Origin of the sequence: Kitasatospora sp. NPDC051702, assembly GCF_040681575.1 — a bacterium.
Lineage (GTDB): Bacteria > Actinomycetota > Actinomycetes > Streptomycetales > Streptomycetaceae > Kitasatospora.
Genome location: NZ_JBFAZB010000015.1, coordinates 65,315 through 81,395, shown reverse-complemented (window position 1 = coordinate 81,395; position 16,081 = coordinate 65,315). Strand labels below are relative to the sequence as shown.

Annotated in this window: 15 protein-coding genes; 4 read left to right on the top strand and 11 right to left on the bottom strand. The window is 74.0% G+C overall.

The window, feature by feature from the left end:
* Positions 1–32: 32 nt before the first annotated feature.
* From pheT to infC, 7 genes are all read right to left on the bottom strand, one after another.
* Positions 33–2,534, bottom strand: a complete 2,502-nt coding sequence (pheT, locus tag AB0N04_RS15545) for a phenylalanine--tRNA ligase subunit beta (protein WP_360208739.1) — start codon at positions 2,532–2,534, stop codon at positions 33–35.
* A complete protein-coding gene (gene pheS / locus AB0N04_RS15540) occupies positions 2,534–3,655 on the bottom strand; it encodes a phenylalanine--tRNA ligase subunit alpha (RefSeq protein ID WP_360208737.1) in 1,122 nt (373 codons plus the stop codon). The genes pheT and pheS overlap by 1 nt, the downstream gene beginning before the upstream one ends.
* Before the next feature lie 222 nt (positions 3,656–3,877).
* Positions 3,878–4,981: an ATP-binding protein gene (locus AB0N04_RS15535; protein ID WP_360208735.1), complete on the bottom strand. Its 1,104-nt coding sequence runs from the start codon at positions 4,979–4,981 to the stop codon at positions 3,878–3,880.
* 145 nt (positions 4,982–5,126) lie between these two features.
* Entirely contained in the window at positions 5,127–5,993 is an 867-nt protein-coding gene (locus tag AB0N04_RS15530) for an RNA methyltransferase (protein ID WP_360208732.1), read from the bottom strand.
* 122 nt (positions 5,994–6,115) lie between these two features.
* A complete protein-coding gene (gene rplT, locus AB0N04_RS15525) occupies positions 6,116–6,511 on the bottom strand; it encodes a 50S ribosomal protein L20 (RefSeq protein ID WP_030055649.1) in 396 nt (131 codons plus the stop codon).
* Positions 6,512–6,620: 109 nt separating this feature from the next.
* Complete coding sequence (rpmI, locus tag AB0N04_RS15520; protein WP_360208729.1) at positions 6,621–6,815, bottom strand: 50S ribosomal protein L35; 195 nt, start codon at positions 6,813–6,815, stop codon at positions 6,621–6,623.
* Between the two features lie 139 nt (positions 6,816–6,954).
* On the bottom strand, positions 6,955–7,680 hold the full coding sequence (gene infC, locus AB0N04_RS15515; protein WP_360208938.1) for a translation initiation factor IF-3: 726 nt from the start codon (positions 7,678–7,680) through the stop codon (positions 6,955–6,957).
* A gap of 491 nt (positions 7,681–8,171) precedes the next feature.
* On the opposite strand from infC, the gene AB0N04_RS15510 reads away from it, so the two are divergent.
* Positions 8,172–8,549, top strand: coding sequence for a DUF1844 domain-containing protein (locus AB0N04_RS15510; protein WP_360208727.1), 378 nt, complete (start codon positions 8,172–8,174; stop codon positions 8,547–8,549).
* A gap of 77 nt (positions 8,550–8,626) precedes the next feature.
* On the opposite strand, the gene AB0N04_RS15505 is transcribed toward AB0N04_RS15510, so the two are convergent.
* A complete protein-coding gene (locus tag AB0N04_RS15505) occupies positions 8,627–9,400 on the bottom strand; it encodes an SseB family protein (protein WP_360208724.1) in 774 nt (257 codons plus the stop codon).
* Between the two features lie 91 nt (positions 9,401–9,491).
* Here AB0N04_RS15505 and AB0N04_RS15500 point away from each other — a divergent pair, with 91 nt between their 5' ends.
* The 3 genes from AB0N04_RS15500 (at position 9,492) to AB0N04_RS15490 (ending at position 12,341) form a co-directional block, all read left to right on the top strand.
* A complete protein-coding gene (locus AB0N04_RS15500) occupies positions 9,492–10,703 on the top strand; it encodes an alanine racemase (protein ID WP_360208721.1) in 1,212 nt (403 codons plus the stop codon).
* Between the two features lie 63 nt (positions 10,704–10,766).
* Positions 10,767–11,177 carry a hypothetical protein gene (locus AB0N04_RS15495; RefSeq protein ID WP_360208718.1) on the top strand — a complete coding sequence of 137 codons (411 nt, stop codon included), beginning with the start codon at positions 10,767–10,769 and terminating at the stop codon, positions 11,175–11,177.
* A gap of 240 nt (positions 11,178–11,417) precedes the next feature.
* Positions 11,418–12,341: a lytic polysaccharide monooxygenase gene (locus AB0N04_RS15490; protein WP_360208716.1), complete on the top strand. Its 924-nt coding sequence runs from the start codon at positions 11,418–11,420 to the stop codon at positions 12,339–12,341.
* A 159-nt stretch (positions 12,342–12,500) separates the two neighbouring features.
* On the opposite strand, the gene AB0N04_RS15485 is transcribed toward AB0N04_RS15490, so the two are convergent.
* The 3 genes from AB0N04_RS15485 to AB0N04_RS15475 form a co-directional block, all read right to left on the bottom strand.
* Complete coding sequence (locus AB0N04_RS15485; RefSeq protein ID WP_360208714.1) at positions 12,501–13,691, bottom strand: DUF2510 domain-containing protein; 1,191 nt, start codon at positions 13,689–13,691, stop codon at positions 12,501–12,503.
* 108 nt (positions 13,692–13,799) lie between these two features.
* Positions 13,800–14,588 carry a 3-oxoacyl-ACP reductase gene (locus AB0N04_RS15480; protein WP_360208712.1) on the bottom strand — a complete coding sequence of 263 codons (789 nt, stop codon included), beginning with the start codon at positions 14,586–14,588 and terminating at the stop codon, positions 13,800–13,802.
* Positions 14,589–14,649: 61 nt separating this feature from the next.
* Entirely contained in the window at positions 14,650–16,035 is a 1,386-nt protein-coding gene (locus AB0N04_RS15475; protein ID WP_360208709.1) for a glutamine synthetase family protein, read from the bottom strand.
* Positions 16,036–16,081: the final 46 nt, after the last annotated feature.

The window sequence follows — 16,081 nt, the reverse complement described above, 5'->3', positions numbered from 1 at the left end:
GGTCCGGGCGGGGCCCTTCGGGGCCTGCGGGATCAGGCGCCGCGCAGCACCGCGCCGGTGCGGGCGACGGCCTCGGCGACGGCCGCCTCGCGGGCGGCGGTCGCCTCGTCGGCGGTCAGCGTGCGGTCCGCCGCGCGGAAGCGCAGCGCGTACGCCAGCGACTTCTTGCCCTCGCCGACCTGCTCGCCGGTGAAGACGTCGAACAGCCGGATGGCCTCCAGCAGTTCACCCGCGCCCGAACGCAGCGCGGCCTCGACCTCGGCGGCCGGGACGGCCGTGTCGACGATCAGGGCGACGTCCTGGGTGGCCACCGGGAACCCGGAGACGGCCGGCCCGTCGACCTTCACGGCACCGTCGGCGGTGAGCAGGTCGATGTCGACCTCCATCGCGCTGGTGCGGGCCGGCAGGCCCAGCGCCTTCACGACCCGCGGGTGCAGCTCGCCGGCGTGGCCGACCACCCGGTCGGTGCCCGAGACGACCAGCTCGGCGCAGCGGCCCGGGTGCCAGGGCGCCTGCTGCCCCTGGCGGACGGTCAGCTCGACGCCGGCCGCGCGGGCCACCGTGCGGGCCGCCTCGACGGCGTCCGCCCAGGAGGCGCCGGCGCCCTGGCCCCACCAGCCGGACGGCAGCCGCTCGCCCGCGAGGGCGGCGGCGACCCGGCGCGGCTGGTCCGGCAGCGCGGCGTCGAGCGCGGCCAGCTCCTCGTCGCTGGGCCGGCGCTCGACCGACGGCCGCGGGGCCACGGTCAGCTCGTCCTTCGGCAGGAAGACGGTACCGGTCTCGTAGATCGCCAGGTCGGTGTTGCCCCGGCCGACGTTGCGGCGCAGCGCGCCGAGCAGGCCCGGCAGCAGCGTGGTGCGCAGCGCCGGCTCCTCGTCGTTCAGCGGGTTGACCAGCTGGACGGTGCGCCGGCGACGGTCGTCCGGCTCCAGGCCGAGCGCATCGAAGGCGGCCGTGCCGAGGAACGGGTAGTTGTTGACCTCGACGTAGCCGGACCCGGCCAGCGCGACGCCGATCCGGCGGTGGGTGCGCTGGGCCTCGGTCAGGCCCTTGCCCGGCGGCACGTCGGGCATCCGGGCCGGGACGTTGTCGTAGCCCTCGAGCCGGATGACCTCCTCGGCGAGGTCGTACGGGTCGGTGAGGTCGGGGCGCCAGGTCGGCGGCGTGACCTCGAGGACGTCGGCGCCCGCGACCGAGCAGCCGATCTCCTGCAGGCGCCGGGTGACGGTCTCGCGGCCGTACTCGGTGCCGGCGACCCGGTCGGGCAGGTCGGCGGCGATGGTGATGGTGCGCACCGGGTGCGGGGCGGCGATGTCGGTGACCCCGGCCTCGGCGGTGCCGCCGGCGATCAGGACCAGCAGGTCGACGGCGCGCTGCGCGGCCGCGCGGGCGGCCTCCGGGTCGACGCCGCGCTCGAAGCGCTTGGACGCCTCGGAGGGCAGCTTGTGCCGCTTGGCCGAGCGGGCGATGGAGACCGGGTCGAAGTGCGCGGCCTCGATGATCACCTCGGTGGTGCCCGGCCCGGCGGCCGGGTCGAGGATCTCGGTGGAGGCGCCGCCCATGACACCGGCCAGGCCGATCGGGCCGCTGTTGTCGCAGATCAGCAGGTCTTCGGCGTCGAGCTTGCGGGTGACCCCGTCCAGGGTGGTGAGGGTCTCGCCCTGCTCCGCCCGGCGGACCGTGATCGGGCCGTCGACGCGCTGCCGGTCGTAGGCGTGCAGCGGCTGGCCGACCTCCAGCATCACGTAGTTGGTGATGTCGACGGTCAGCGAGATCGGCCGGATGCCCGCCTTCTGCAGGCGGCGCTGCAGCCAGATCGGGGACGCCGCGTCCGGGTCGACGCCGACGACGGTGCGGGCCACGAAGCGGTCGCAGCCAGCCGGGTCGTTGACCTTGACCAGGTAGCCGAAGGAGTTGGCCGGCGGCACGTCGAGCAGCGCCGGGTCGGCCAGCGGCAGCCCGTACGCGGCGGCGGCCTCGCGGGCGACGCCGCGCATGGACAGGCAGTAGCCGCGGTCCGGGGTGACGGCGATGTCCAGCACCTCGTCGACGAGCTGGAGCAGCTCGATCGCGTCGGTGCCGGGCTCGAACTCCGGCGGCAGCACGATGATGCCGTTGTGGTCGTCGCCCATGCCGAGCTCGCGCGCGGAGCAGATCATGCCGGCCGAGGTCCGGCCGTAGGTCTGGCGGGCCGCGATCGGGAAGGGGCCGGGCAGCACGGCGCCCGGGAGGACCACGACGACCTTGTCGCCGACGGCGAAGTTGCTGGCGCCGCAGACGATCTCCTGCGGCGCGCCGGTGCCGTTGGCGTCGCCGACGTTGACGAAGCAGTGCCGGATCGGCTTCTTGAAGCCGGTCAGCTCCTCGATGGAGAGCACCTCGCCGACCACCAGCGGGCCCTTGAGGTCGCCGCCGAGCTGCTCGACGGTCTCGACCTCCAGGCCGGCCCGGACCAGGCGCTCGGCCACGTCACGGCCGGTCTCGCCGGCCGGCAGGTCGACGTACTCGCGCAGCCAGGAAAGCGGGACGCGCATCAGATCTCCATCCCGAACGGAAGGGTGAAGCGCACGTCACCCTCGACCATGTCGCGCATGTCGGCGACGTTGTGACGATTCATCAGGATCCGCTCCAGGCCCAGGCCGAAGGCGAACCCGCTGTAGCGGTCGGGGTCGACGCCGCAGGCGACCAGCACCCGCGGGTTGACGACGCCGCAGCCGCCGAGCTCGATCCAGCCCTCGGAGGAGCAGGTGCGGCACGGGCGGTCCGGGTTGCCGACGCTCTCGCCGCGGCACACGAAGCACTGCAGGTCGATCTCGGCGCTCGGCTCGGTGAACGGGAAGTACGAGGGGCGCCAGCGCAGCTCCAGGCCGCCGCCGATGAGCTTCTCGACGAGCACCTCGATGGTGCCCTTGAGGTCGGCGAAGGTGATGCCCTCGTCCACGGCGAGGCCCTCGACCTGGCGGAACACCGGGGTGTGGGTGGCGTCCAGCTCGTCGGTGCGGTACACCCGGCCGGGGCAGACCACGTAGACCGGGGGCTCGCGGTCCAGCAGGGTGCGGGCCTGGACCGGGGAGGTCTGGGTGCGCAGCACCACGCCGGAGTCGGCGGAGCCGTCCGGGGCCCGGACGAAGAAGGTGTCCTGCATCGAGCGGGCCGGGTGGTCCGGGCCCAGGTTGAGGGCGTCGAAGTTGAGCCACTCGGCCTCGACCTCGGGGCCCTCGGCGACCTGGTAGCCCATCGCGACGAAGGTGTCCTCGATGCGCTCGGCCAGCGTGGTCAGCGGGTGCCGGGCGCCGCGCGGGGCGCGGTCGTACGGCAGGGTGACGTCCACCGCCTCCTCGACCAGCACGCGGGCGTCACGCTCCGCCTCCAGCTCGGCCTGCCGCCGGGCGAGGGCCTGGTTGACGGCGCCGCGGGCCTGGCCGATCAGCTTGCCGGCGGCGGCCTTGGCGTGCGGGGGCAGGGCGCCGATCTCGCGGTTGGCGAGGGAGAGCGCGGAGCGGTCGCCGGTGTGGGCGACCTTGGCCTGCTTCAGCTCGTCGAGCGTGCTGGCGGCGGCGAAGGCGGCGACGGCCTCGTCCCGCGCCTGCTCCACCACCTCGGGCTTGAGGGCCTCGACCTCGACCGGGTCGTACGACTTGTTGGGTGCCGACATCTCTATCTTTCCCGTGCTCCTGCTCGTCCGTGCTCAGGTAAGGGTGCGCGCCGTGGCGGCACGCCCGGCGGGGCCGGGGCACGGGCAGGCCGTCTCCGTTCACCGGAGGGGCTCACGGGAGGGTGTCCGCGGCTCAGCCGCGCAGGGCGTGGCGCAAACGCCAAAGGTCGAGTGTAGTCGCAGCGCGTAGCGCGACCGCCGCGCTGCCCGTCCGGAGCGGGCCTACAGCATGAAGTCGGGGATCCCTGCGGGCAGGATGAAACGGAACCGGGCGCCGCCGCCGGGGGCGCGGTCGACCCGGATGGAGCCGCCGTGGGCCTCCACGATGCCCTTGACGATGTAGAGGCCGAGGCCGGTGCCGCCGCGCTTGGAGCCGCGCCAGAAGCGGGTGAAGACCCGCGGCACGGCCTCCTCGGGGATGCCGCCGCCCTCGTCGCTGACGGTCACCGCGGTGCCCTCGACGACGCGCGGAGGGGTGCCGGAGCGCTCCCAGGCCGGCGCCTCGACGACCTCCTTGGCGGGGGCGACCTCGATCGTGACGGTCCCCTCGCCGTGCCGGACCGCGTTCTCCAGCAGGTTGGCCAGCACCTGGTCGACCTTGTCTGGGTCGGCCCACAGGACGGTCAGCGGCTCGCCGATCCGGACGTCGAAGCGCTCCTCGGGGATGCCGGTGGCGACCTTGCGCTCGACGTGCCGGCGCACCGCGGCGGCCAGGTCGACGACCTGCTTGCGCAGCTCCAGCCGCCCGGCGTCGATCCGGGAGATGTCCAGCAGCTCGGCGATCAGCCGGGTGACCCGGTCGGCGTCGGCGTCGACGGTCTCCAGCATCAGCCGCTTCTGCCCGTCGGTGAACCGCTCCCACTTGGCCAGCAGGGTCGCCGTGAAGCCCTTGACGCTGGTCAGCGGCGAGCGCAGCTCGTGGGCGACGGTGGCGATCAGCTCGGCGTGGCTGCGCTCGGTGCGGCGCCGGGCCTCGGTGCCGCGCAGCGCGATCACCAGGCGCTCCGGCGGCGCCAGCGGCACGGGCCGGACGTAGCGGGCGGAGACCAGCACCTCCCGGCCGCCGGGCAGCAGCAGGTTGCGCTCGGGCTGGCCGGTGCGGATGGCCAGGCCGCCGTACGGGTCGGTCAGCTGCCACCAGCGGCGGCCGTCGAGGTCCTCCAGCGGGAGGACGTCATCGAGCGGCCGGCCGAGCGCGGCCCGCGGGAGCACGCCGGTCAGCCGGGCCGCGGCCCGGTTGAAGCGGACCACCAGGCCCGTCGCGTCGGCGACCACCAGGCCGTCCGGCAGGTCGTCCGGGTCGAGCTCTGGCCCGCTGCCGACCATGGGTGTCCTCCCCGATTACCCACCGTGCCGTTCCCCCCACAGAGGCAGACCCTAGCGCCTCGCAGCCCCCGGCAGTAGGGCCTGCAACGGGGTGATCCGGGCGCGTCGCGGGGCGTGTCCGGCGGACGGCGCCCCGGCGCGCGGGTCAGACGTTCGCGCGGCAGCCCCCGGGCGATCGCTGCGCCCGGGCCGAGGCGTACAGGCAGACGGCCGCGGCGGTGGCCAGGTTGAGGCTCTCGGCGTGCCCGTGGATCGGCACCCGGACCACCTCGTCGGCGAGCGCGCGGGTCTCCTCCGGGAGCCCCCACGCCTCGTTGCCGAAGACCCACGCGCCGGGCGCGCCCAGGGTGCCCTCGTCGAGCTCCTGGTCGAGGTCGCGCTCCCCCGCACCGTCCGCGGCGAGCACCCGGACGCCGGCCGCCCGCAGCTGCGCGACGGCCTCCTCGATCGGCACGCCGACGGCCACCGGCAGGTGGAACAGGCTGCCGACGGAGGCCCGGACGGCCTTGGGGTTGTAGAGGTCCACGGAGGCGTCGGTGAGCACCACGGCGTCCGCGCCGGCCGCGTCGGCGGTGCGCAGCACGGTGCCCGCGTTGCCGGGGTCGCGGACGTGGGCGAGCACGGCGACCAGCTTCGGGCGGGCCCTGAGCACCTCGGCGAACGGCGTGTCGATGAAGCGGCAGAGCGCCACGATGCCCTGCGGGGTCACCGTGTCGCAGATGTCGGCGATCACCTCGTCGGTGGCGGTCAGCACCGGCAGCCCCTCGGCCAGGGCCTCCTCGACGATGCCGGCGTGCCGCTCGGCGGCCTCCGGGGTCACGTACACCTCGACCACGGCGTGGTCGGCCGAGTCCGGCAGCCGGCCGAAGGCCACGGCCTCCCGGACGGCCTGCGGGCCCTCGGCCAGGAACCGGCGCTCCTTGGTGCGCTGGTTCCGCTTGGCGAGCCGGCGGGCGGCGACGACGCGCGGCGAGCGCAGGGAGGTGAGCAGGGGGGTCTCGGTGCTCGGCATGGTCTCGTTCTCTGTGACGGGTGACGCTGAGGGTCCGCGCCGGGCGAACGCGGCGGGGAATGCAGAACCGGACCCGCAGGAGTGCCTGCGGGTCCGGTCGGAGCTCAACTGATCCGGGGAGATCAGGCGGCGTCGGCGGCGGCCTTGGGGGCGTTCACGTCGGCCGGCAGCGCCTTCTGGGCCACCTCGACCAGGGAGGCGAACGCACCCGGGTCGTTGACGGCCAGGTCGGCCAGCATCTTGCGGTCGATCTCGACGCTGGCGGCCTTCAGGCCCTGCACGAAGCGGTTGTAGGTGATGCCGTTGGCACGGGCCGCAGCGTTGATGCGCTGGATCCACAGCTGACGGAAGTCGCCCTTGCGCTTCTTGCGGTCGTTGAAGTTGTAGACCAGCGAGTGGGTGACCTGCTCCTTGGCCTTGCGGTACAGGCGCGAGCGCTGGCCCCGGTAGCCGCTGGCGCGCTCCAGGATGACCCGGCGCTTCTTGTGGGCGTTCACTGCCCGCTTGACGCGTGCCACTTGATTACTCCTTGGGTAGGACCACGGACTACTTCACGTGGTCCGTCATTCGAATGGGTCGGGAAGGATCAGCTGCCCCGCTCACGGCTCGCGCCGGGCGGGAGGGCGATCACTTGCCGAGAAGCTTCTTGATCTTCTTGGCGTCAGCGGGGGCCATCTCGATCGTCCCGGCCAGCTTGCGGGTCAGCGTCGAGGGCTTGCGCTCCAGGAGGTGGCGGCGGCCGGCGCGCTCGCGCAGCACCTTGCCAGAGCCACTGATCTTGAAGCGCTTGCTGGCGCCACTGTGCGTCTTCTGCTTCGGCATTTCGCCGTATCTCCTCGTCGGTCCCGTTCACGCCCGCGCGGCCTGCACCACGCGGGCGTGAACTGGATGGATCTGCGTGACCGGGCGGGACGCCCCGTCACCCTGGGGGCCGACCCCCGGACTGCCTGGGCCCTGGGGCTCAGGCGCCCTGGGGGGCGGCCGGCTGCTCGACCGGAGCGTCGGCCTCGGCGGCCGGCGCCTCGGCCGGGGCGTCCTGCGCCTCGGTCACGGCCTCGTCGGCCGCCGCCACGTCGTCCTCGTCCGCGGGGGCGGCGTCGGAGCCGACGGTGCGGCCCTGACGCTCGGCCTTGCGGGCGTCGGCGAGGGCGCGGGCCTCGGCCATGGCCTCGGTCTTCTTCTTGTGCGGGCCGAGAACCATGATCATGTTTCGGCCGTCCTGCTTCGGCGACGACTCCACGAAGCCCAGCTCCTGGACGTCGTCGGCGAGCCGCTGCAGCAGACGGAAGCCCAGCTCGGGGCGGGACTGCTCACGACCACGGAACATGATCGTGATCTTGACCTTGTCGCCCTGCTTGAGGAACCGGACGACGTGACCCTTCTTGGTGTCATAGTCGTGCGGGTCGATCTTCGGCCGGAGCTTCATCTCCTTGATGACCGTGTGCGCCTGGTTCTTGCGCGCCTCACGGGCCTTCATGGCCGACTCGTACTTGAACTTGCCGTAGTCCATGAGCTTGCACACCGGCGGCCGGGCGGTCGCCGCGACCTCGACCAGGTCGAGGTCGTACTCCTGCGCGAGCTCCAGCGCCTTCGCAAGCGGCACGATGCCGACCTGCTCGCCGCTGGGACCGACGAGTCGCACCTCCGGAACGCGAATCCGGTCGTTGATGCGGGGCTCGGTGCTGATGGGGCCTCCTCGGTTGCACCTTCTGCGATGCGGCCGTCGGACGGCGGTCGCACGTAGTGGACTCGACCACTGGGCGGGGCTTCATTCGTGCTGCGCTGCCCGGTACCTTCGGCACCGTGTGCACCGCGACACGAAAAAAGCCCCGCTCGGTACAAGCGGGGCTCCACACAACCGGGGGCGGCGCCCTGGTGAGGAGCGCTGCGGCGACTCGGCGCCGTGGCGCCCGTCGCGGACCGGGACCCGTCGACCGCGAGGCCGATCAGGTGGGAGACTTTCGCGGTTGCCCTCTCGGGCCTCCTGAGTGGAGCCTCCACTTGCTGGCCAGGCACCCCTGAGGGATCCCGGCCGGTCAGTCTCGAAGCATACAGCGCTGCGGAGTCGAACGCTATTCCGCCCCGCCGCACCGCCCGCCGCACTGCCCGCCGGGGCGCGATCCGGGCCCTTGTACGCTCCAGGGGTACGGACAAACGCCACGACGGAACGAGCCCCCCTTGAGCACCGAGCCCACCCAGACCCCCGGCGCGGACGACGACGCGATCGGCTTCGACGACCTCACCCGGGACATCGCCGAGGTCCCGGCCGTCGAGGTGATCACCACCGTCGCCGTGCACCTGATGAGCGCCGCGGCGGTCAAGTGCGGCCTGGCCGAGGGCGGCGAGAAGGACAAGGACCTCGACGAGGCGCGCAAGCTGATCACCGCCCTGGCCGGGCTGGTCACCGCCGGCGCCCCGGAGATCAGCAACTTCCACGCGGCCCCGCTGCGGGACGGCCTGCGCTCGCTGCAGCTGGCCTTCCGCGAGGCCTCGCTCGTCCCGGACGCGCCGGGCGCCGGCCCGGGCGAGAAGTTCACCGGGCCCGTCTACTCCTGACGCCGCCGGCCGAGGACCCGCCCGCTCACCCGAGCGGGCGGGTCCTCGCCGTTCCGTCCACGAGGGCGCGGGGTGCGCTACCGCCGGTACAGCGGCTCGCCGGGCAGCTGCGCCGTCGCCGGCAGCACCGCCAGGTCGAGGCCTCGGTCGAGCCGCACCCGCAGCAGCGGGTCCCCGGCCACCGCCCGGCCGACGCGCTGCGCGGCCGCCTGCACGCCCGCCTGGTCCAGCGCCGCGTCGAGGACCACCGCGAGCACCCCGTCCGAGCCCTCGGAGGCCGCCAGCAGCCCGGTGACCACCTGCGGCTCGGCCGCCAGCAGCGCCCGCACCGCCTCGCGCACCTCGGGGTCGCGCACCGGCGGCAGGTAGGGGCGGTTCTCCGCCAGCGCCCGGAGCCGGGCCCCCTCCAGCCGGTAGGGGACCGGGCCGGCCGGGTCGACCAGCAGGGTGTCGGCGCGCTCGGAGAAGGCCACCATCGCCGCCTGCGGGGCCGCCACCGGCGCCGGCCGGGCGTCGGCCCGCCAGCGGGCCATCGTCTCCAGCGAGGTGAAGGCCGGCAGCGCGCGGCGGCCGTCGGGCGCCTCCAGCACCGGGACGGCCATGTCGCTGCTCTTGTCGTGCTTGTGCCCGTGCTCGTCGACCTCGACCTCGCCGAGCAGGGCGACGATCGGGACCATCAGCCGGGTGGGGGTCAGCGCCGCCAGCACCGCGGGCTCCGCCGCGCGGTCCTGCGACCAGCGGGCCAGCGCGTCGGCGAGGGCCGGGTCGGCGGTGCCGTCGTCCTCGCCGAAGCCGGGGTTCGGGATGCTCTTGCCGACGAACGCCGGGTTGGAGAAGTCTTTGCGGTCCACCCGTCCGAGCCTATGCCACCGCACCCGGGCGGCCCCATTTCCCTGCACGCGGGGCCTACCCACCGGTAGCGCGGTGTGGCACCCTGCGCCCATGGTCATCCTCGATGCCCCCGCCCCGGTCTCCGACCGCCTCCGGTACGACCGGGCCACCGCACACCTGGACGGGCCGGTGGCCGTCGTCGACCTCGCGGCCTTCGACGCCAACGCCGCCGACCTGGTGCGCCGGGCCGCCGGCAAGCCGGTCCGGGTCGCCAGCAAGTCGGTGCGCTGCCGGGCCCTGCTGGACCGGGTACTGGCCCTCGACGGCTTCGCCGGCGTGATGAGCTTCACCCTCGACGAGTCGCTCTGGCTGGCCCGCACCGGCGTGCGCGACGTCCTGCTCGCCTACCCCTCCGCCGACCGGTCCGGCTACGCCGAACTCACCGCCGACCCGGAGCTCGCCCGCGAGGTCACCGTCGTCCTCGACGACCCCGCCCAGCTGGACCTGATCGACAAGGCCCGCGGCGGCGACGCCGAGGTGCGGGTCTGCCTGGAGCTGGACACCGCGCTGCACCTGCTCGGCGGCCGCGTGCGGGTCGGCGCCCGGCGCTCCCCGCTGCGCACCCCCGAGGACCTCGGCGCCTTCGCCGAACTCGTCCAGCAGCGCCGGGGTTTCCGGGTGGTCGGCCTGATGGCGTACGAGGGGCACGTCGCCGGGGTGGGCGACCGGCTGCCGGGGCGCCCGGTGCGCTCCCGGCTGATCCGGCTGATGCAGGACCGCTCCCGCGCCGAACTCGCCGAACGGCGCGCGGCGGTGGTGCGGCGGCTGCGGCGGGTGGCCGAGCTGGAGTTCGTCAACGGCGGCGGCACCGGCAGCGTGGAGTCCACGGTGGCCGAACGCGCCGTCACCGAGGTGGCCGCCGGCTCCGGGCTCTACCAGCCCCGGCTGTTCGACAACTACCGCTCCTTCCGGGGCCGTCCGGCCGCGCTGTTCGGCCAGCCCGTGGTGCGCCGGCCCGGGGTCGGCGTGGTGACGGTGCTCGGCGGCGGCTACCCGGCGTCCGGCGCGGCCGGCCAGGACCGCTCCCCGGAGCCGTACCTGCCGCACGGGCTGCGCTACGACCCGATGGAGGGCGCCGGCGAGGTGCAGACCCCGCTGCTCGGCGCGGCCGCCGACGACCTGCTGATCGGCGACCGGGTGTGGTTCCGGCACGCCAAGGCGGGCGAGCTGTGCGAGCGCTTCGCGGAGCTGCACCTGATCGAGGGGGACCGCGTCGTGCGGACCGTCCCCACCTACCGGGGCGAGGGGAAGGCCTTCCTCTGACCGCGCGTCAGTTCCGTGCTCTACCGTGGTGGCGACACCGCGGGCAGCGACGAGGGGAGCGGCATGGACGCCGAGATCACGGAGATTGCGACGAGGGGTGCGACCGCGCTGGCGGGCCTCATGGTCACCTCGGCCTGGGACCGGGTCAGGCCGCGGGTCGCCGCGATGTTCGGCCGCCGGGCCGAGGCGGTCTCCGAGGCGCTGGAGGAGACCCGGGCCGACCTGGTCGCGGCGCAGGAGGGGGACGGCGAGGCCGCCGCCCGGAGCGCGCAGGGCGAGTGGGAGCCGAAGCTGCGCCGGCTGCTGGCCGACGATCCGGCCATGGTCGCCGAACTCCGCTCGATCCTGGACGAGTTCAGCCCGGCGCCGGCGCCGGAGCCCGGCGCGACGTACATCACCAACACGATCAGCGGGGGCTCGACCTTCAACGAGAGCGTCATCCAGGCCGGCATCATCCACAAGCTGGAGCGCTGACCTTTCCGCAGTCTTAAGCGGGCCCGATGGATCGCCTAACCCGGGTGATCCGTCGGGCCTTTGCACTGCTCCAGGCCGTACTGTCCGTCAGAAAGCGTGACACGCAGGGCTATTGCCAGCTGGTCCAGACCAATCATACGCTCTGGCCGGGGGCCGCCGTCCGGGCCGGCGCCCCCGAACGGGCAGGCGTGTCCGCTCCCCCACACCCGCCCGGAACGACGGTCAAGGAGTCCCCACCCCATGTCCATCAAGCGAAGCGCCCTGTCCGTGGGCGTGGTCGGCGCCGCGGTCCTCTCGGTGGCCGTGTCCACCGCCGGCACCGCCAGCGCCCACGGCACCATGACCAACCCGGTCAGCCGGATCGCGGCCTGCTACGCGGAAGGCCCCGAGCACCCCGTCTCCCAGGTCTGCAAGGACCTCGTCGCCGCCAGCGGCACCCAGCCGCTGTACGACTGGAACGAGGTCAACATCGCCAACGCCGCCGGCAACCACCAGGCACTGATCCCGGACGGCAAGCTCTGCTCGGCCAACCGCGACAAGTACAAGGCCCTCGACTGGCCGCGCACCGACTGGCCGGCCACCCCGGTCAAGGCCGGCGCCTTCACCTTCCAGTTCCGCACCACCGCGCCGCACCTCGGCACCCAGACCGTCTACATCACCAAGCCGGGCTACGACGCCACCAAGCCGCTGAAGTGGTCGGACCTCGACCCGACCCCGGTCGCCCAGGTGCAGGTCACCCGCACCGCCACCGACGGCTACTACAGCTACGCCGGCACCCTGCCGCAGCGCACCGGCCGCCAGCTGCTGTACACGGTGTGGCAGCGCAGCGACAGTCCGGAGGCGTTCTACAGCTGCTCCGACGTCGACTTCGGCGCCACCGCCGCGGCCGGCACCCAGGCCGTGTCGGCGCTCGCCGCGCAGGCCCCGGCCGCGCCCAGCGACGCCCAGATCGCGGCCGACGCACCCCGGTCCACGGTCGCCCACCACGGCCACGGCGGGGACCCGAACTCCCCCGCGGGCGTGGTGATCCCGACCGCCTCGGCGGCCGTCGGCACCTCGGCCACCGGTCCGCTGCTGCTGGCCGGCGCCGCCGCGATCGGCGTCGGCTGGGCCGGCATGGTGCTCCGGCGCCGTCGCGTCGAGGCTGTTCGACGCGACTCCTGACGCCGGACACGGAGCCGGACCGGCCAATCCCCCGTCCGGTCCGGTTCCGTCATGCGGCACCGCCCTGCGGAGCGCCGCCCGCCCGGCCCGCGGAACGACCACGGCGGCCCGCCCGGAGCACTCTCCGGGCGGGCCGCCGCCGGGTGAGGAGCGGGTGGCTCAGGTGGTGGTGCCCCCGGTGCCGCCCGGGCCCCCGGCCCCGCCGGAACCGGGCATCCCGGGGATGCCGCCGCCGGGCAGCGAGGGCAGCTTGCCCTGGTAGTCCGCGATGCCGCTGACGATGGTGTCCATCACGCCCGGGTCCGGCGCCTTGTCGGCGATGTCGAAGCCGAAGTGCACGGAGATGAGCGCCTTGCCGTCGGCGGACGGGAACACGACGGTCTGCACGTAGCCGTTGTTGCCCTTGGGCGCGTCCACCTTCCAGCGGACCAGGTAGCCGTCCCGGCCGCTGACCTTCACGGCCTCGGACTTCAGCTCCTGGTGGCCGGTGATGTCGCCGTACGCGTCCTTGGCGGCCTTCTCGATGTCGGCCTTGGCCGCCGCCTGGGCGTCCGTGCCGCCGCCGGCGATCCGGCCGGTGGTGACCCCGCCGAGGGAGCAGGAGCTGGTATCGCCGTCGCAGTCGTACGTGCCGATGATGATCGAGGCGTAGCCGTCGGGGGTGGTGCGGGCCTGCCAGCCGGCGGGCACCGGCAGGCTGAGCCGGTTCACCACGTCGACCGCGTTCCCGGCTCCGGGCCTGGTCCGGCCGTTGCCGTTCCCCTGGCCGCCGTTGCCCTGCCCGCTGTTGCCGCCGCCGTTGTTGCCGTTGTTCCCGCCGCCGTTGCCGCCACTGCCGTCGTTGCTGCCGCCGCCGTTGTCACCGCGCCCGTTGCCGCCGAGGCCGGGCAGGCCGCCCCAGGGGCCGTTCTCGCCGTACGGCGCGGCCGGGCGGGCGCTGCGGTGCGGGCGGTCACCGGTGTGGCCGTCCATCGCCAGGTAGGTGATCCCCGAACCGGCGCCCAGGCCCAGCAGCGCCGCGACGGCCGTCGCGATCACCAGCCGGGAGGGGCGGCGGCGGGCCTTGCGGGGCGGCGGCACGGCGGTGCCGTACGCGGCGCCGAAGGGCGGCGGTTCCGGGTAACGGACGGTCGGCCCGCTGTCCAGCACCTCGCCCTCCAGCACCGTGGGCTCCTCGGCGGCCTCCGGCCCCGGAGCCCCGGCGGCCGGGGCGTCCGGCTCCGGGGCGTCCGAGGGTGCGGGCCGGGTGCTAGCCGTCCAGCCCCTGCCGTCCCACCAGCGCTGCGGTCTCGGGTCGCCGCCGGTGTCCTTCGGGTCCGGGTACCACCCGGCGGGAATCTGCTCGCTCACGACATCGAATCTAAAGGCACGCGGATAAACGCGAAATCAGCGATGCAGGGAATTCCGGCGGTTTTCGATGAGATTACGGTGAGAAGCGGCCCGGCCTCCGCGCCGCGACTACACCGGCGTGACGTACGCCCCCGAGATCCCGCCGTCGACCAGGAACTCGCCCGCCGTCATGAACGACGAGTCGTCACTCGCGAGGAAGGCCACCGCGGCGGCGATCTCCTCCGCCCGGGCGAACCGGCCGAGCGGGATGTGCACCAGCCGGCGGGCGGCCCGTTCCGGGTCCTTCGCGAACAGCTCCCGGAGCAGCGGGGTGTCCACCGGCCCCGGCGACAGCGCGTTCACCCGGATCCCCTCCCGCGCGAACTGCACGCCTAGCTCCCGGGACATCGCCAGCACCCCGCCCTTGGAGGCGGTGTACGAGATCTGCGAGGTCGCCGCCCCCATCCGCGCCACGAAGCTGGCCGTGTTGATGATCGAGCCCCGCCCGTGCCGGCGCATGTACGGCAGCACCGCCCGGCAGCACAGGTACACCGAGGTCAGGTTGACCTCCTGCACCCTCCGCCAGGCGTCCAGGCCGGTGGTCAGGATCGAGTCGTCCTCGGGCGGCGAGACGCCCGCGTTGTTGAAGGCGACGTCGACGCTCCCGTACGTCTCGTACGCCTCGTCGAACAGCGCCTCCACCATGGACGGGTCGGTGACGTCGGTGTGCACGAACAGGCCGCCGACCTCCGCGGCCGCCGCCCGGCCGGACTCCTCGTCCAGGTCGGCGCAGACCACCTTCGCGCCCTCGGAGGCGAGCCGGCGGGCGGCCGCCAGGCCGATCCCGCTGCCCGCCCCGGTGATCACGGCGGTCCGGCCGACCAGCCGGCGGCACACCGCGGCGTGCTTCTCGGTCATCGGGCTTCCCACTCCTCGCTCTGGATGACGACGTCCCCGGCCGGGCGCGCGCCGGCCCGCCTCACAGGCGCTCGAAGGACCGGTAGCGCTCCCAGTCGGTGACGGAGCCGTCGTACGCGCTCTGCTCGACCCTGGCCATGTTCAGGTAGTGGTCGACCACGTCGTCCCCGAAGGCCGTCCGGGCCAGTTCGCTCTGCGCCCACAACCGGGCCGCCTCGCGCAGCGAACCGGGCACCCGGGCGTACTCCTCCACCGCGTAGGCGTTGCCCAGGCACGGCGCCGGCAGCTCCAGCTTCCGCTGCAGCCCGTCCAGGCCCGCCGCGATCATCCCCGCCACCGCCAGGTACGGGTTGACGTCGCCGCCCGGCACCCGGTTCTCCATCCGCAGGCCCGGGCCGTGGCCCACCACCCGGTACGCGCAGGTCCGGTTGTCCCGGCCCCAGGCCACCGCCGTCGGCGCGAACGAGCCCGGCCGGTACCGCTTGTAGGAGTTGATGTTCGGCGCGTACAGCAGGCTGAACTCGCGCAGCGCCGTCAACTGGCCGGCCAGGAAGTGCCGCATGGTGTCGGTCATCCGGCCGTCTCGGTCCGCGAAGGCCGGCGCGCCGACCGCGTCGCGCAGCGACAGGTGGATGTGGCAGCTGTTGCCCTCGCGCTCGTCGTACTTGGCCATGAAGGTGAGCGCGCAACCCTGCTGCGCCGCGATCTCCTTGGCGCCGGTCTTGTAGACGCTGTGCTGGTCGCAGGTGGTCAGCGCGTCCGCGTAGCGGAAGGCGATCTCGTGCTGGCCGAGGTTGCACTCGCCCTTCGCCGACTCCACCACCAGGCCCGCGCCGGCCATCTCGGTGCGGATCCGGGACAGCAGCGGCTCGACCCGGGCCGTCCCCAGCATCGAGTAGTCCACGTTGTAGAGGTTCGCGGGCGTCAGGCCGCGGTAGCCGCCGAGCCAGGCCTGCTCGTAGGTGTCCCGGAACACCAGGAACTCCAACTCGGTGCCGATGTCGGCCGCCAGCCCGTACTCGGCCAGCCGCGCGATCTGGCGGCGCAGCATCTGGCGCGGGGCCGCGTCCACCGCGTGGCCGCCGTGCCGGGCCAGGTCGGCGGTGACCTGCGCGGTGCCCGGCTGCCAGGGGGTCAGCCGCAGGGTGGCGAGGTCGGGGCGCATCGCGAAGTCGCCGTAGCCGGTGGCCCAGGAGGAGAAGGCGTAGCCGTCCACGGTGTTCAGGTCCACGTCCACGGCCAGCAGGTAGTCGCAGGCCTCGGCGCCGTGCTCCACGACCTCGTCCAGGAAGAAGCGGGCGGCGAACCGTTTGCCCTGCAGCCGGCCCTGCATGTCGGTGAAGGCGAGCGCGACGGTGTGCACCTCGCCCGTGTCCACCAGCGTGCGCAGTTCGTCCAGGGTCAGCGGCGGACGGGCCGGAGCGCCCGCGGCGCCGTTCTCGGACATGACGGAACCCTCCTCCTCGATCACGCTTCGAGATCACACGGTCACA

Coding starts and splice junctions, on each gene's coding strand:
- pheS (WP_360208737.1), bottom strand. CDS start 3,655: ATGTCGGCACCCAACAAGTCGTACGACCCGGTCGAGGTCGAGGCCCTC.
- AB0N04_RS15490 (WP_360208716.1), top strand. CDS start 11,418: ATGTCCATCAAGCGAAGCGCCCTGTCCGTGGGCGTGGTCGGCGCCGCG.
- pheT (WP_360208739.1), bottom strand. CDS start 2,534: ATGCGCGTCCCGCTTTCCTGGCTGCGCGAGTACGTCGACCTGCCGGCC.
- AB0N04_RS15480 (WP_360208712.1), bottom strand. CDS start 14,588: ATGACCGAGAAGCACGCCGCGGTGTGCCGCCGGCTGGTCGGCCGGACC.
- AB0N04_RS15475 (WP_360208709.1), bottom strand. CDS start 16,035: ATGTCCGAGAACGGCGCCGCGGGCGCTCCGGCCCGTCCGCCGCTGACC.
- AB0N04_RS15495 (WP_360208718.1), top strand. CDS start 10,767: ATGGACGCCGAGATCACGGAGATTGCGACGAGGGGTGCGACCGCGCTG.
- AB0N04_RS15530 (WP_360208732.1), bottom strand. CDS start 5,993: ATGCCGAGCACCGAGACCCCCCTGCTCACCTCCCTGCGCTCGCCGCGC.
- AB0N04_RS15500 (WP_360208721.1), top strand. CDS start 9,492: ATGGTCATCCTCGATGCCCCCGCCCCGGTCTCCGACCGCCTCCGGTAC.
- AB0N04_RS15535 (WP_360208735.1), bottom strand. CDS start 4,981: ATGGTCGGCAGCGGGCCAGAGCTCGACCCGGACGACCTGCCGGACGGC.
- rpmI (WP_360208729.1), bottom strand. CDS start 6,815: ATGCCGAAGCAGAAGACGCACAGTGGCGCCAGCAAGCGCTTCAAGATC.